Source organism: Kitasatospora sp. NPDC097691 (genome assembly GCF_040302665.1).
Classification (GTDB): Bacteria; Actinomycetota; Actinomycetes; order Streptomycetales; family Streptomycetaceae; genus Kitasatospora.
On the sequence record NZ_JBEORY010000032.1, the window covers coordinates 38,217 to 52,064 of the forward strand.

The following is a 13,848-nucleotide window of genomic DNA, read 5'->3' on the forward strand; positions in this document are numbered from 1 at the left end:
TCAGTCGTGCGGCGGCAGGTGGCCGATCTGGTGGTCGGCGACGTTCAGCGCCTCGTCCACGAGCCGGCGCAGGTGGCCGTGCCGCAGCGAGTAGACGACGCGCCGCCCCTCCTTGCGGGTGGTGACGAGACCGGCGAGCCGGAGCTTGGCCAGGTGCTGGCTGACGGACGGCCGGGCGGCGCCGGTCGCCTCGGTCAGCGTGGTCACGTCCGCCTCGCCCCGGCCGAGCCGCTCCAGCAGTGCCAGCCTGGTCCGGTCGGCCAGCAGCGTCAGTACGGACGCGGCGACGTCCAGGCGCTGCTCGGCCCGTTGCTGCGAGCGGTGCGCATCTGCCAGGTGGGTGCCGGTGCTCATCCGCTCATCCTAGGGCGTTTCGTGCGCACATGCGTACCTTTGGCAGGTGGTTCGTCGACGGAATCCGCGGCCGGGGGAGGACGGCGGCGGACCGGGGCGCCGGGCGACACGGCCGGACCGGCGTGAGAGGGTCGTCGCATGGAACAGCGCGTACTCGGCCGCACCGGTCGGCCCGTCTCGATCGTCGGTCTCGGCACCTGGCAGCTCGGCGCGGACTGGGGCGACGTCCGGGAGGAGGACGCCCTCGCCGTGCTGGAGGCCTCCGTGGAGGCCGGCGTCACGCTCTTCGACACCGCCGACGTCTACGGCGACGGCCGCAGCGAGCGGCTGATCGGCCGCTTCCTGAAGGACCGCCCGGACGCGGACGTGTTCGTCGCCACCAAATTCGGCCGCCGGGTCGAGCAGCGGCCCGAGCGCTACCACCTCGCCAACTTCCGTGCCTGGGCCGACCGTTCCCGGGCCAACCTGGGGGTGGACCGGCTCGACCTGGTGCAGCTGCACTGCCCGCCGACGCCCGTCTACTCCTCCGACGAGGTCTTCGACGCCCTGGACACCCTGGTCGCGGAGGAGCGGATCGCCGCGTACGGCGTGAGCGTGGAGACCTGCGCGGAGGCGCTGACCGCGATCGCCCGCCCCGGTGTGGCGAGCGTGCAGATCATCCTCAACGCGTTCCGGCTCAAGCCGCTGGAGCAGGTGCTGCCCGCCGCCGAGGCGGCCGGGGTGGGGATCCTGGCCCGGGTGCCGCTGGCCTCGGGGCTGCTCTCGGGCCGCTACAGCGAGCGCACCGTCTTCGCGCCGGACGACCACCGCACCTACAACCGCCACGGCGAGGCCTTCGACCAGGGCGAGACCTTCTCCGGGGTGGACTTCGCGACCGGCGTCGAGGCTGCGGCGGAGTTCGCCGCACTCGCGCCGGAGGGCGCCAGCCCCGCACAGGCGGCACTGCGCTGGATCGTCCAGCAGCCGGGGGTGACGACGGTGATCCCGGGCGCCCGCAACGTGGCGCAGGCCCGGGCCAACGCGGCTGCCGCCGAGCTTGCGCCGCTGCCGTCGGCCACCGTGGAGGCCGTGCGGGAGCTGTACGACCGCCGGATCCGGCCGCAGGTGCACGACCGCTGGTGACGGCGGCACCCGTACCGGCGGCCGTGCAGGCCGGGGCGGCGGAACTCGCCGCTGTCCGCGCCCTGTTGGACGGCCCGCCCGCCCGCCGGCCGCCGACCCGTGCGTCGGCGACCGGCCGTCAGCGCTCGCTCCCGGGCCCCTACGCGAGCACCTTCGCCTTGGCGCGCTGGAACTCCTCCTCGGTGATGTGGCCCTTCTCCTTGAGCTCGGCCAGCCGTGCCAGTTCGTCGACGTGGGCGGAGGGTGCCCCGGTGTCGGCGGCCGTTTCCCGGATGTAGCTGCGGAAGTCCTGCTCCGCCTCGGTCGCGCGCTGGACCTCGCGCCGCCCCATGCCCTGGCCCCGTGCGATCAGGTACACGAACACGCCCAGGAACGGGAGGAAGATGAGGAAGATGCTCCAGCCCGCCTTGCCCCAGCCGCCCACGCTGTCGTCGCGGAAGAGGTCCCCGAAGACGCGGAACAGCAGGAAGAACCACAGGATCCACAGGAAGAGCCACATGGTCGTGAAGAAGATGTCGAGCAACGGGTAGTCCACCGCAGGCCTCCTGACATCGACGGTCCGCCCCGGGGCCGGGGCGGGCGCGTGCTCGGCTGAGCGGAGGCGTCCGGGCGGCCACCCGGACGCCCGAGCCCGGGTGGGAACCCGGTGACGCTCCTTACCGTCCATGTACGCGCCCGCGGCCCGTCCGGGCATCACCCGGACCGGGTGACTCCGCCCCGGGGCGGCCCCCCACCGGCGGGGTTATTCTGCGGCTGATGGGCGGAACGGAGAGCGCACGGCGACGGCGACCCGGCCTGGTGGAACTGCTGCGGACGGTCCGGGCGGACCCTGCCCGCATGCCCGAGCGCCTGGCCGTCTTCGCGGTGGAGTTCCTGGGCCCCCAGGCGGCCGACACGGCGGCGAAGGCACACGAGTCCGAGCGGGCCGGGACCACCCGGGCGGAGGTCACCGAGCAGGTCATCGGCCGGGGCGTGCACCGGTCGGTGGTGGAGGGTTCCTTCCTCGGCGGCCCCTTCATCCTCCTGCTGCCGGTCGCGTTCGTCGCCGCGCTGCTCGCCCAGTTGCAGATGGTGCTGGAGCTGGGCGCCCTGGCCGGCCACGACCCGCGCGGTGACGACGCGGCGGTCGAGGTGCTGCTGGTGCAGGGGGTCTACCGGACGCCCGAGGAGGCGAGGGAGGCCCTGCGGAGGGCGGCGGCACGGGCCGAGGCGGAGGCGGAGGTCGAGGCGGCGTTCGGGGCCGAGGGCGGGACCAAGGGCTCCTGGTGGTCCGTCGTCCGCCGACAGGCGTACCTGATCGGCCTGGTGACCCCCGATGACCCGGCCCGGGGCCGGCTCCGGAAGCTGCTCGGCTGGGTCGGCATCGGGGTGCTGCTGCTCGTCGGGATGGTGGTGCCGTTCGTCTGGGTGCCCGCCTGCGCCGAGATGTACCGCCGCGCCACCAACCAGCTCGCGGACCGCGCCCTCCAGCGGTACGGGGCGGCGGGCGCCGGGGACGCACCGGCCCGCACCCGCACCCGGTCGATGCCGCGCCCCGGCGCTCTCCTGGTGGTGCTGCGGACGGTGGTGGCGTTCCTGGCGACGGTGGGGGCGGTGCTGATCGTGCTGCTGACCGGGGTGCGCGTCGCCGACAACACCCTGCTCGCGATGTTCCTGCTGCTGCTGGGGGCGAGCACGGCGGTGGCCGGATGGCACTACTGGCGTTCCTCCCGCCGGGAGCGAGACCGCCAAGAGTGCTGAGCGCCAAGAGCGCTGAGCGCCGGGCGTGCCGAGCGCGCCCTCCACGCGGCGGTGGTGGACGGCGGTCAGATCAGGTGCAGTTCGCGCGCCCGCCGGACGGCTCTGCTGCGTCCGGAGACGGCGAGCTTCCGGTTGATGCTCTTGAGGTGCGTCTTGACCGTGTTCACCGAGAGGAAGAGCTCGGCGGCGATCTCCTCGGTGGACAGCATCTGCGCGGCCCGTCCCAGCACGTCGAGTTCGCGCTCGCTCAGCGGCTCGACCGGGGCGTGCGGCACGGCGGCCTCCTCGTCTCCCGAGGCCGGGTGGCCGGGCAGGAGGTCGGCGGGGAGCCAGCCGTGGGAGTCCACCAGCGCCGGCCGGGCGCGCAACAGCCGCCGCAGCCACGGCCCGGCCTCCCGGAACGGCCGGCGCAACTGCTCGGGCCGGGCGAGCGTGAGGGCGCGGGCGAGCAGCCGCCCGGCGTCGGCCTCGTCGCCGAGGGCGGCGGCGACCTGCGAGCGGGCCAGCAGGACCCGGACGGTGACGGCGGGACCGTGGCCGTCGTGGTCGGGGATCGCGTCCAGGATCTGCAGGGCGCTTCGGCCCTCCCCGGCGGCGAGCCGTGCCTGCGCCGCGGCGACGGCGCACCCCGGGCCGTCGGCGCCGCTGCGGTCCAGTGCCGTCAGGGCCGCGGCCGGATCGCCCTCGGCGAGGTGCGCGGCCGAGGCGACCACGGCCACGCCCTCCCGCACCCAGGGCGGCGGCGGTCCGGCCGGGCCGGGGCCGTGGTCCGCGGACCGGCCGAGTGCATCGAGTGCGACGAGTGCGTCGAGGGCCGCCCGGGTACGGCCGCCGGCCAGCAGGATCCGGGCCCGGACGATCGCGAGTCCGGCGGCGACGGCCGGGTCGTGACGGGCCGCCGACGACCCGGCCGCCCGGTCGACCGCCGCGCGCGCCGCGGTCAGGTCGTCGCGCTCGACGGCGAGGGCGGCCAGCACGAGCCGGCTCACCCCGGTGCGGGAGGCCGGCGGCAGGCCGGCGCGTTCGGCCTCGGCGGCCGCCTTCCGCAGCCGGGCCTCGGAGCGGGCCGGCCGCCCGTCGAGCAGGTCGATCAGGGCGAGCCGGGCGAGTGCCTCGTGGCGCGGAGCGGCGGTGGTGGGCCCGTCGGCCGTCTTCGCCGCGGCTGTCAGGGCCGCCCCGGCGGCGTCGAGGCTGCCCTCCCAGAGCAGGACGGCGCCGAGGTCGTTCAGCCGGAGCGCGGCCAGTTCGGGGTGTTCTGCCAACAGCCCCGGCGGGACCAGCCCTTCGAGCCGTTCGGCCTGTTCGGCGGCGGCCCGCGCCGGATCCGCCGAGCCGAGCAGCCGGCTCGCCAGCACCCGCAGCTGGGCCGCGCCGAGCAGGGCCGCCGGGGCGCCCTCGCCGTCACGCTCCCGCAGCAGCGCCTCGGCGCGGTCGAGGTGTTCGAGACCGCTGCCCACCTCGTGGCGGGCGAGGTCGCGGGCCGCCCGGACCAGTTCCGGGGCCGCACCCCGGGCGTCCGGGGTCATCCCGGCGAACAGGGCGTCGAGCCGTTCCGCGTCGCGGCCGGTGAAGAGCGTGCCGATGGCCAGGTCGTCGACGACCCGGGCGGCGGCGAACTCCCAGTCGCCGGCCGCGGCGGCGTGTGACAGCGCCTCGGTCGGGTGGCCCGCGTCGGTCAGCCAGCGGGCCGCCCGGCGGTGCAGCTCCTGCTCCAGTCCCGGGCTCCGGGCCCCCAGATGGACGCGCAGGATCTCGGCGAACAGCGGGTGGCAGCGGTACCAGGCGTGCCCGACGGGCTCGACGAAGGCGTTGGCCCGGGAGAGGTCCGCCAGGATCCGGGCGCCGTTCCGTCGGCCGGTCAGGGCGTCGGCCAGGTCGGGGTGGACCCGGCCCAGGACGCTCGTGCGCAGCAGGAGGTCCTGCGCCTCGGCGGACTGGGTGTCGAGGACCTCGGCGAGCAGGAAGTCCGCGACGGTGCTCCGACTGGCCTCGAACTCCTCCAGATAGGCCTCGGGGTCGCCGGCGCCCTGGGCGGCGAGGGCGGACAGCCGGACGCCCGCGGCCCAGCCGCCGGTCCGCTCGGTCAGCGCCCGGCTGCTCTCGGCGGAGAGGTCCAGGCCGTGCCGGTGCAGCAGCGCGCTGGTCTCCGGCGGCCGGAAGGCCAGGTCGGCTGCCCGGATCTCGGTGACACTGCCGGCGGCGCGGTAGCGGTGCAGCGGGAGCAGCGGTTCCGTCCGGCTGAGCACGGCCAGCCGCAGCCCGGGGCCCGCGTGGCCGAGGAGGAAGTGGAGCCCGGAGGCCACCTCGGCGGAGGACACGTGCTCGAACTCGTCGAGGACGAGGACCACGGGCTCCTCCCGCCGGCTCAGGTGGGCGGCCAGCCGGGCCAGCAGCGAGTGGTCGACCTCCTGGGCCCGGGCGGGACTGCCGATGTCGTCCGGCAGGTCGACGCCGTGGTGGCGGACGGCCTCCAGCAGGTAGGCCCAGAAGACCCCGGGCGCGTTGTCCTCCCGCTCCACGGTGAGCCACACCGCGGGACCGGGCAGTCGTGCCGTGGCCAGCCAGTCGGCGACGAGCAGGGTCTTCCCGGCCCCCGCCGGGCCGCTCACCAGCAGCAGGGACGTCCGGAGGCCGTCGTCGAGGCGCTCGACCAGGCGCTGCCGGTGGACGAACGTCTCCGGGATCAGGGGGACGGCGAAGCGGGCCGCGAGCACCGGATCGCCGCCGGGTATCCGGGCCGGTAGGTCGGGGCCGTGTCCGGGAACCTCGACCGGACGGGCCGGGGTGCCGACGGCTGGGCTGAGGGCCATGGTGCTCACCTCAGGGTGGGCGGCGCACGGGAAGCGCGGAACGCTGACACCTCCATCCTTTCCGACCGGGCCCGGCTGGGCAAAGGGGCGTACGGTCCGGCCCGCCGGGGCCGCACGCCCGCACCGCCGTCCGCCGAACGGGTCCGGCTCCCCGCCGCGGGACGCACGCCGACTGAGCCGCACGGGTGAACCCCGCCCGGCGACGGCGCTCAGGCGGCGTCAGCTCTCGTCCTGCGGGGCCGGGTCCGGTGTGCCCAGCAGCCGGGCCAGCCGGCCCTGGCCCGCCAGCACGTACCCGAGGCCGATCCCGAGCGTGATGGCGGTGAACACCACGATGAGCCAGCTGAGCAGGGTGAAGACCAGGCCGAGCGGGCCGAACTGGGCCACGCTGCGGTTCAGCGAGCGGGGGACGTAGAGCCGCGAGGCCCAGGCGAGCGTCGTCAGCGCGGCACTGGTCAGCACGGCCCCCGGCAGCAGCGGGAGCCAGGGGACCCGGCCGGCGAGCAACAGGTGCTGGGTCCACCACCAGAGCAGCGAGGCCGTGATCAGGTACAGGACGACGCCGAGGGCGTCGCCCGCCCCGAATCCGGACCGCACCTTCCCCTGGATGATCAGGGCGGCGAGCCACACCAGCAGCCAGGCGAGCCACCGCCAGGCCGCCAGACGCCCCGACAGATGGGGCAGGTGCCAGCTCCGCTCGCACAACCGCTGCAGGATGCGGCTGCAACTCGTCGCCGAGAGCAGGGTCACCAGGATCCCGATGCCGCCGAAGGAGTCGGTGATGGACTCCTGGCCTTTGGTATGGAACACCCCCGTGACCTCGTCGAGCGAGGCACCCTGGAGCCCCAGGACGGTCTTGAGGGAGTCGGAGGCACTGGTGCGCACCTCCTGGGGCATGAAGGCGGCCAGCACGAACATCACCGGGAGGGCGGTCAGGAAGGTCTGCGCCGCGAGGCGGGTGGCGGTGTCCAGGACGTGGATGTGGATCAGCTGCGCCGCGAGCCGGCGCAGGAACGGGGCGTCGCGCAGCGTGGCCGTCCGTTCCTGCAGCCAGGCGGATCTGGCGCGGAACCAGTCAGCGCGGCTGGGCCGACCCCGCTGATCCGCCACTCCGCTCTCCCTCGGGTCGGTGTCGCTCGGGTCGGTACCGGCGGCCGGGCCGCCGCCGCGCCGCGCCTCCGGCGCAGGCACGTCGGATTCCGTCCAAGACTGGGCGACGGGACGGTGGACGGCATCTCGGGCGGACCGCCGTTCGGCGCAAGGGCCCGGGGCGGCCTCAGCCGCCCGGTGTCCGGTGCCGGGGGCGACCGAGCACGTCCTGCTCGGGCAGTTGGCGGAGCTCCATGACGTGCAACCCGAGCGCCTGGAACCGGCTGAGCAGGCCGTAGAGGTGGGCCTCGTCCGTGACGGGGCCGAACAGGAGGGTCTGGTTCGGCACGAAGACGCTCTCCAACTCCGGGAACGCCTCGCGGACGGTCACTTCTGGCATCGCCCCGGCGATACGGAACTCGTAACGCATAAGCGTCCTTCCCTGGGTTGCGCCGGTCCTCGCCGATTCCCCGTGCACCAGGCTGCGCGCCGCGGCGCGCGGGGGCATCACCCAGCCGGGGTGAGCCGTGAACGCGGGCGGACGGTCTAGCGTCGTTCCGGTGGACACGATCCGCGTGGACGCCGGACGCCGGACGCCGCACCGCGCGGACCGGCGAAGACGAGCGGATCGGCGAGCACGAGATCGGCGAGCACGAGGAGACCCGGTGAAGCGGTGGCGAGCGCTGATCGTCCTGGGCACGGCGCAGTTCCTGATGGTGCTCGACGCATCCGTGATGAACGTGTCCATCAGCCAGCTGGTGGAGGACTTCGACACCGATGTCACGGCGATCCAGGCGGTGATCACCCTCTACACGCTCGTGATGGCGGCGTTCATGATCACCGGCGGCAAGCTCGGCGACATGTTCGGACGCCGGCGGATGTTCCGGCTCGGCCTGATCGTCTACGCCGTCGGATCGGGGCTGACCGCGATCGCCCCCACCCTGTGGGTGCTGGCGCTCGGCTGGTCGGTGATCGAGGGCCTGGGGGCGGCACTGGTCCTCCCGGCGCTGGCCGCGCTGGTGGCCGGCGCCTACCGGGGACGGGACCGCGCGACCGCCTACGGCGTCATCGGCGGCCTGGCCGGGGCCGGCATCGCCGTGGGCCCGCTGCTCGGCGGATGGCTGACCACCTACCTGACCTGGCGTCTGGTCTTCGCCGGCGAGGTCGTCCTGGTGGTGGCCATCCTGCTGCTGCTGCGCTGGATCGCCCCGGAGCCGGCGCCGGAGCAGCGCATCCGGCTGGACGTGGTCGGCGTGCTGCTGTCGGTGGCCGGGCTGGGGCTGGTGGTGCTGGCCGTGCTGCAGAGCAGCTCCTGGGGCTGGCTCCAGCCCCGGAACCCGCCGTTCACCGTCCTCGGGTTCTCGCCGACCCTCTTCGCCATCGCGCTCGGCGGGGTCCTCCTGGTGCTGTTCCGGTCGTGGGAGCTGCGCCGGGAGGATCCGCTGGTCCGGTTCGGGCTGTTCCGGATCCCGCCGCTGCGGTCCGGCCTGCTCATGCTCTTCAGCCAGAACCTGATCCTCCTCGGGCTGTTCTTCGTCATCCCGCTCTACCTCCAGGTCGTACTGGGCCACGACGCCTTCGAGACGGGCCTTCGGCTGCTGCCGGTGTCCGTCACGATGCTCGCGGCCTCCATGACCGGCCCGTTCCTCGGCCGGTTCGCCTCGCCGAGGACGGTGGTGCGGATCGGGCTGCTGGTGCTGTTCGTCTCCTCGCTGTGGCTGGTCGGCACCGTCAAGCCGGAGCTCGACGACCTGTCCTTCGCGCTGGCGATGGCCCTGCTGGGGATCGGCATGGGGCTGCTCGCCTCGCAACTGGGCAACATCGTGCAGTCGAGCGTCGGGGAGGAGGACCGCAGCGAGGTCGGCGGGCTGCAGTACACCGCGCAGAACCTGGGATCGTCGCTGGGCACCGCGCTGATCGGCGCCATCCTGATCGGCGCCCTGACGGCCGCGTTCGGCAACACCGTCGCCGAGCACCCGCAGATCTCGGAGCCGGTGCGGCAGCAGGCCGGCATCAGGATCGAGGCCGGCGTCTCCTTCGTGCCCGCGGACCAGCTCTCCGCGGCGCTCGCGCAGACCTCCGTTCCGCCGCAGGAGGCGGACGCCATCGTGGAGTCCTACAGCGCGGCCCAGCTCGACGGCCTCAAGGTGTCGTTCCTGGCCACGGCCGGGATCACGCTCGCCGGCTTCGCCTTCACCGGCCACCTGCCCGCCCGGCGCGCGTCCGGCGGGACGGGGCGGACGGGCGGGAGCGGGCGGACGCCGAAGGCCGAGGAGCCGGCCTCCTGAGGGGTTCGTCCCACGTGCCCGACCCACCCACCGGGCCGGACGGTGACCCGGCCGGCATCGATCGCGGGCGGTGGGGTGCGGCGTGGTCGGTGTGGGTCCGCTCGGCGTATGTGAGGGTGGATTCGGCGACCGCGCGGTCGAGGACGTCGCCGGAGCCGACGTCCCGGAACCGAGGTGACGGAACCGAGGTGACTGCGGAGCCCTTCGGGTCGCGCAGCCGCCCCCGGTGGAACCCGCGACCGGCTGCGCCTTCCCGCAGGGCCCGCCCGTGGGGCCGGTGTTCGGGGAGGCGGCGAGGTCCGCGACCGTGATCGCGGGCGCGCCGCGCAGGAAGGCGAAGCGGCAGGCCGCCCTCCGGCCGGACCGGATCGGGACCGGTTCGGCGGCGCGGGAGGGCGGCCTGCCGTGCGAGGACGGCCACGGGATCGGCCCTGGCGCGTGCCGGGGACCAGGTCCCGTGGGCCGGGCGCGGCGGCCGGCTGCGGGCCTGCCGCCCGGTGGCGGCCGGGTCGGCCCGGTCAGCCCGGTCAGCCCGGTCAGCCCGGTCGGTCGGGTCGGCCGGTGCGGGGGTCATGTCCGCGCCCGTCGGTGCGTTGCGTGGGCGGCCTTCCTGATGCCCGCGATGAACTCCGCGAGGGCGCGGCCCACGGCGCCGCTCATGATGATCAGGGAGCCGATGAGGATCCAGCCCTCCTTCTCGTTGAGGCTGAGACGGGCGGCGGGCGCGGGGCCGCCGCCCGTCGAGGCGCTCCGGGAAGCGGGGCGCAGCATGTCCTTGGCGATCGCGATGATGCCCGACAGGGCGTGTGCGGTCGCGCCGATGACGAGGACCGTGAGACCGATCACGAGCCACCCGACGCGTCCGAGCTCGTCGGGCGCGGGCGCGATGGTGGAACGGGAGACCTGGTGGTGGATGCCGGGCATGGGTCTTGTCTCCTTCGCTGGTGCTGACAGGACACCCCCCTGTTCGCGTTCGTGGGGGACCGCCGGGGAGCCGGGCTCATCGGTCGGCGTCCGTTCCCGGGGCGGCCGCGGCACCCGGCCGGCCCCCGGGCAGGAACAGGGCCGCGCCCAGCCCGATAAGGCCGCAGAGCGCGAGGACGCCCATGGCCGCCGCGTAGGAGTTCCGGGTGAGTCCGGAGACCAGGATGGTGCCGGCGATCGCGGTGCCCAGTGAGGAGCCCAGGTTGGAGATGCTGCGGGAGAGGCCGGAGATCTCGCCCTGGCGGCTGTCGGGGAAGGCGGACTGCACGATGTTGACCGACGGGGTGAGCATCAGGCCGATGCCCAGCCCGATCAGCAGCAGGCCGGGGGTGAACGCCCAGACGCTGTCGACGGCGCGCACCAGCAGGAGGAGCACCACGATCCCGACGGTGGTGACGGCGAAGCCCGTGACGATCAGGGTGCGTTGGGCGCGGCGCTCGGCCAGGCGTTCGGCGGCGAGCGAGGTGGCGAGCAGGCCGAGCGTGGCGGCGGTGAAGACCCCTCCGGTGGCGATGGCGCTGTAGCCGCGGACGACCTGGAGGTAGGCGCCGACGGTGAACGAGACGCCCATCAGGACGAGCCACTGGGCGTTCTGGGTGACCAGGCCCAGGTTCGAGGTGCGGTTGTGGAACAGGCTGGTGGCCAGCAGCGGTTCGTGTCCGCCGCGTTCCAGGTGGCGGATCCAGCGGAAGAAGCCGGCCAGCACCGCGGCTCCGGCCACCAGCAGGGCGATCATCAGCCAGGTGTTGTTGTCCGCGGCGAGGATGCCGGTGACCAGCAGGACCAGCCCGGCCGCCGACAGGACGGCGCCGACGGTGTCGAACGGCCGGGTCGGGTCGGCGGGGAGCGGGTCCTCCAGCTTGCGGGTGAGGAGCACGATCAGGGCCACGATGACGGCCTGGAAGCCGAAGTTGGCACGCCAGTCGATGGCCGTGGTGAGCAGGCCGCCGAGGAGCGGGCCGGCGGCCGCGCCGATGCCGCCGAAGGCCATGATGGTGCCGAAGGCACGGGCCCGGGCGGCGGTGCCGGTGAACAGCAGGGTGGTCAGGATGTAGACCGGGGGGATCAGCAGCGCGGTGCCGACGCCCTCCAGGATCGAGTTGCCGAGGATGAGGACGCCGAGTCCGGGGGCGGCCGCACTGAGCACGGCGCCGACGCCGTAGGTGGTGAGGCCGGCCATCAGACAGCGCTTGCGGCCCCAGCGGTCGGTGAGCTTGCCGCCGGGGATCATCAGCGCGGCCATCACCAACAGGAAGACCGTGATGGCGACTTGGACGCCCTGGACGGTGGTGTCCAGGTCCGTGCTGATGTCGTTGATCATCACGTTCATGCTGGAGCCGGCGAAGCTGCAGATGAACTGGGCCAGTGCCAGCGGGATCAGCACCCGGCGCGCGGCGGCGGCCGCGGCGGAGGTGGAGGCGGTGGCGGTGCCGGTCACGGTCGTCTCCTTTCGGACTCCTGCGGGCCTTCGGTCACCGGGGGCGGTGCGTCAGGCGGCGCCCCGGCGGTCGAGTTCCTCATCGAGGGCGAGCGCCGCGTCGATGAGGGCGAGGTGGGTGAACGCCTGTGGGAAGTTGCCCAGTTGCTCGCCGGAGGGGCCGATCTCCTCGGCGAACAGGCCGACGTGGTTGGCGTAGGTGAGCATCTTGTCGAACGCGTAGCGGGCCTGGTCGACCCGGCCGGCCCGGGCCAGGGCCTCGACGTAGAGGAAGGTGCAGAGGTTGAAGGTGCCTTCGGAGCCGCGCAGTCCGTCGGGGGAAGCGGCCGGGTCGTAGCGGTAGACCAGGCTGTCCTCGACCAGTTCCTCGTCCATGGCGTCCAGCGTGGACAGCCAGTCCGGGTCGGTGGGGGAGAGGAAGCCGACCTTGGGCATGAGCAGCAGCGAGGCGTCCAGGACGTCGGTGCCGTAGTGCTGGGTGAAGGCGCGGCGCTCGGGGTTCCAGCCACGTTGCACGATCTGGCGCAGGATGTCGTCGCGCTCCGCGCTCCAGCGGTCGAGGTCTGCGGGGCGGCCGAACTTCCGGGCGATGCGGACGGCGCGGTCGAAGGCCACCCAGCACATCAGCCGGCTGTAGGTGAAGTCCTGGCGCCCGCCGCGGGTCTCCCAGATGCCCTCGTCCGGGCGGTCCCACTGCTCGGTCAGCCAGTCCACGAGCCTGCGGAACGAGTCCCAGCCGCGCAGCGCCCCCATGTCGTTCTCCTGGGCGGCGAACGCGTAGGCGGCCTCGCCGTAGATGTCCAGCTGGAGCTGGTCGGCGGCGGCGTTCCCGGCGCGCACCGGGGAGGATCCGCGGTAGCCCTCCCAGTGGGTCAGCGACTCCTCGGTCAGGTGGGGGTCGCCGTCGATGCGGTACATGATCTGGAGACGTTCGCCCCGGGTGCCGGCGGCCTCGACCCGGTCCCGCACCCACCGGCGGAAGGCCACGGCCTCGTCCTGGAAACCGAGGCCGATGAGGGTGTGGACGGAGAGCGAGGCGTCCCGGATCCAGGTGTAGCGGTAGTCCCAGTTGCGCTCGCCGCCGATCTGTTCCGGCAGTCCCATGGTGGCGGCGGCGATCAGCGCGCCGGTCGGGTGGTAGCTGAGCAGCTTGAGCGTGATCGCCGAGCGGTCCACGATCTGCCGCCAACGGCCTTGGTAGGTGGAGGACTTGAGCCACTCGTACCAGAACTTCCGGCAGTCGTCGAAGGCGGCGAGGGTGTCCGCCTCTTCGGGCAGGGCGGGCGGGTCGCCGCCCGGCGGGCCGGCGGTGAGCAGCACGGTGGCCATCTGCCCGGCGTCCAGGGTGAAGCGGGCGGTCACGTCGGAGCCGTCGGGGCGCAGCACGACCGGGTCGGTGGCCTGGACGCACAGTTCCTGGTCCGGGCCCTGCAGCAGCGCGCAGCGGTCGTCCGGCAGGGTGAGCCGATGGGTGGCGCGGCCGTAGTCGAAGCGGGGCCGGCACTCCAGCAGGAACGGCACCCGGCCGCGCACCACCCGGGCCGTGCGGATGATCCGGTGCCGGTCGCTCGGGGTCGGCGAGGTGTCGGGCAGCATGAAGTCGAGGACCTCCGCCACGCCCTGCGGGGCGAGGAAGCGGGTGACCACGATGGCCGTGCCGGCGAGGTAGAGCTGTTTCACCTGGGCGTCGGGCACCGCGTCCCGGTCGACGGCGAGTCGACAGTTGCCGCCCTTGGCGTGGTCGAGCAGGGAGGCGAAGAGACTGGGCGAGTCGAAGCGCGGCGTGCACCACCAGTCGATGTCGCCTCCGGTCGACACGAGCGCGGCGGTCTGCAGATCGCCGATGACCCCGTGCTCGGCGATCGGAGGGTAAGCGTCCATGCGGCACTCCCCAGATGGAGGAAGACGTCCAGGTGAGATGGAATCGGCCCTTCGCCGACACGCTACGGAGCGCGGCCGGGCCCCGGATCACCCGGCGTGGGTGAACGTCCGGCGGGCGGACGGAAGCCGGGGCACCGGTGGT

Annotated in this window: 11 protein-coding genes; 3 read left to right on the forward strand and 8 right to left on the reverse strand. The window is 74.0% G+C overall.

What is annotated here, in order from left to right:
* Complete coding sequence (locus ABTY56_RS22535; protein WP_350630776.1) at nucleotides 1–354, reverse strand: ArsR/SmtB family transcription factor; 354 nt, start codon at nucleotides 352–354, stop codon at nucleotides 1–3.
* 138 nt (nucleotides 355–492) lie between these two features.
* Here ABTY56_RS22535 and ABTY56_RS22540 point away from each other — a divergent pair, with 138 nt between their 5' ends.
* On the forward strand, nucleotides 493–1,476 hold the full coding sequence (locus ABTY56_RS22540) for an aldo/keto reductase (RefSeq protein ID WP_350630777.1): 984 nt from the start codon (nucleotides 493–495) through the stop codon (nucleotides 1,474–1,476).
* A 139-nt stretch (nucleotides 1,477–1,615) separates the two neighbouring features.
* Here ABTY56_RS22540 and ABTY56_RS22545 read toward each other — a convergent pair whose 3' ends face one another.
* Complete coding sequence (locus ABTY56_RS22545; RefSeq protein ID WP_350630778.1) at nucleotides 1,616–2,011, reverse strand: SHOCT domain-containing protein; 396 nt, start codon at nucleotides 2,009–2,011, stop codon at nucleotides 1,616–1,618.
* A 302-nt stretch (nucleotides 2,012–2,313) separates the two neighbouring features.
* Between ABTY56_RS22545 and ABTY56_RS22550 the strand changes: the two genes are divergently transcribed.
* Complete coding sequence (locus ABTY56_RS22550) at nucleotides 2,314–3,216, forward strand: hypothetical protein (RefSeq protein ID WP_350630779.1); 903 nt, start codon at nucleotides 2,314–2,316, stop codon at nucleotides 3,214–3,216.
* 65 nt (nucleotides 3,217–3,281) lie between these two features.
* On the opposite strand, the gene ABTY56_RS22555 is transcribed toward ABTY56_RS22550, so the two are convergent.
* From ABTY56_RS22555 to ABTY56_RS22565, 3 genes are all read right to left on the reverse strand, one after another.
* The gene (locus tag ABTY56_RS22555) at nucleotides 3,282–6,026 is read right to left on the reverse strand and encodes a winged helix-turn-helix domain-containing protein (protein WP_350630780.1); all 2,745 of its coding nucleotides are present in this window, start codon (nucleotides 6,024–6,026) and stop codon (nucleotides 3,282–3,284) included.
* Nucleotides 6,027–6,245: 219 nt separating this feature from the next.
* The gene (locus tag ABTY56_RS22560; RefSeq protein ID WP_350630781.1) at nucleotides 6,246–7,136 is read right to left on the reverse strand and encodes a YhjD/YihY/BrkB family envelope integrity protein; all 891 of its coding nucleotides are present in this window, start codon (nucleotides 7,134–7,136) and stop codon (nucleotides 6,246–6,248) included.
* 166 nt (nucleotides 7,137–7,302) lie between these two features.
* The gene (locus ABTY56_RS22565) at nucleotides 7,303–7,545 is read right to left on the reverse strand and encodes a DUF8691 family protein (protein ID WP_350630782.1); all 243 of its coding nucleotides are present in this window, start codon (nucleotides 7,543–7,545) and stop codon (nucleotides 7,303–7,305) included.
* A 235-nt stretch (nucleotides 7,546–7,780) separates the two neighbouring features.
* Between ABTY56_RS22565 and ABTY56_RS22570 the strand changes: the two genes are divergently transcribed.
* Nucleotides 7,781–9,403: an MFS transporter gene (locus ABTY56_RS22570; RefSeq protein ID WP_350630783.1), complete on the forward strand. Its 1,623-nt coding sequence runs from the start codon at nucleotides 7,781–7,783 to the stop codon at nucleotides 9,401–9,403.
* 570 nt (nucleotides 9,404–9,973) lie between these two features.
* Here ABTY56_RS22570 and ABTY56_RS22575 read toward each other — a convergent pair.
* From ABTY56_RS22575 to ABTY56_RS22585, 3 genes are all read right to left on the reverse strand, one after another.
* Nucleotides 9,974–10,327 carry a hypothetical protein gene (locus tag ABTY56_RS22575; RefSeq protein WP_350630784.1) on the reverse strand — a complete coding sequence of 118 codons (354 nt, stop codon included), beginning with the start codon at nucleotides 10,325–10,327 and terminating at the stop codon, nucleotides 9,974–9,976.
* Between the two features lie 76 nt (nucleotides 10,328–10,403).
* Nucleotides 10,404–11,825 (reverse strand): MFS transporter, encoded by a 1,422-nt coding sequence (locus ABTY56_RS22580; protein WP_350630785.1) that lies wholly within the window; start codon nucleotides 11,823–11,825, stop codon nucleotides 10,404–10,406.
* 51 nt (nucleotides 11,826–11,876) lie between these two features.
* On the reverse strand, nucleotides 11,877–13,706 hold the full coding sequence (locus ABTY56_RS22585; RefSeq protein ID WP_350630786.1) for a glycoside hydrolase family 15 protein: 1,830 nt from the start codon (nucleotides 13,704–13,706) through the stop codon (nucleotides 11,877–11,879).
* Nucleotides 13,707–13,848 lie beyond the last annotated feature (142 nt).

What these genes read in the sequence shown, in the direction of transcription:
- ABTY56_RS22535 (WP_350630776.1), bottom strand. Translation starts at nt 354, where the DNA reads ATGAGCACCGGCACCCACCTGGCAGATGCGCACCGCTCGCAGCAACGG.
- ABTY56_RS22565 (WP_350630782.1), bottom strand. Translation starts at nt 7,545, where the DNA reads ATGCGTTACGAGTTCCGTATCGCCGGGGCGATGCCAGAAGTGACCGTC.
- ABTY56_RS22585 (WP_350630786.1), bottom strand. Translation starts at nt 13,706, where the DNA reads ATGGACGCTTACCCTCCGATCGCCGAGCACGGGGTCATCGGCGATCTG.
- ABTY56_RS22575 (WP_350630784.1), bottom strand. Translation starts at nt 10,327, where the DNA reads ATGCCCGGCATCCACCACCAGGTCTCCCGTTCCACCATCGCGCCCGCG.
- ABTY56_RS22555 (WP_350630780.1), bottom strand. Translation starts at nt 6,026, where the DNA reads ATGGCCCTCAGCCCAGCCGTCGGCACCCCGGCCCGTCCGGTCGAGGTT.
- ABTY56_RS22540 (WP_350630777.1), top strand. Translation starts at nt 493, where the DNA reads ATGGAACAGCGCGTACTCGGCCGCACCGGTCGGCCCGTCTCGATCGTC.
- ABTY56_RS22550 (WP_350630779.1), top strand. Translation starts at nt 2,314, where the DNA reads ATGCCCGAGCGCCTGGCCGTCTTCGCGGTGGAGTTCCTGGGCCCCCAG.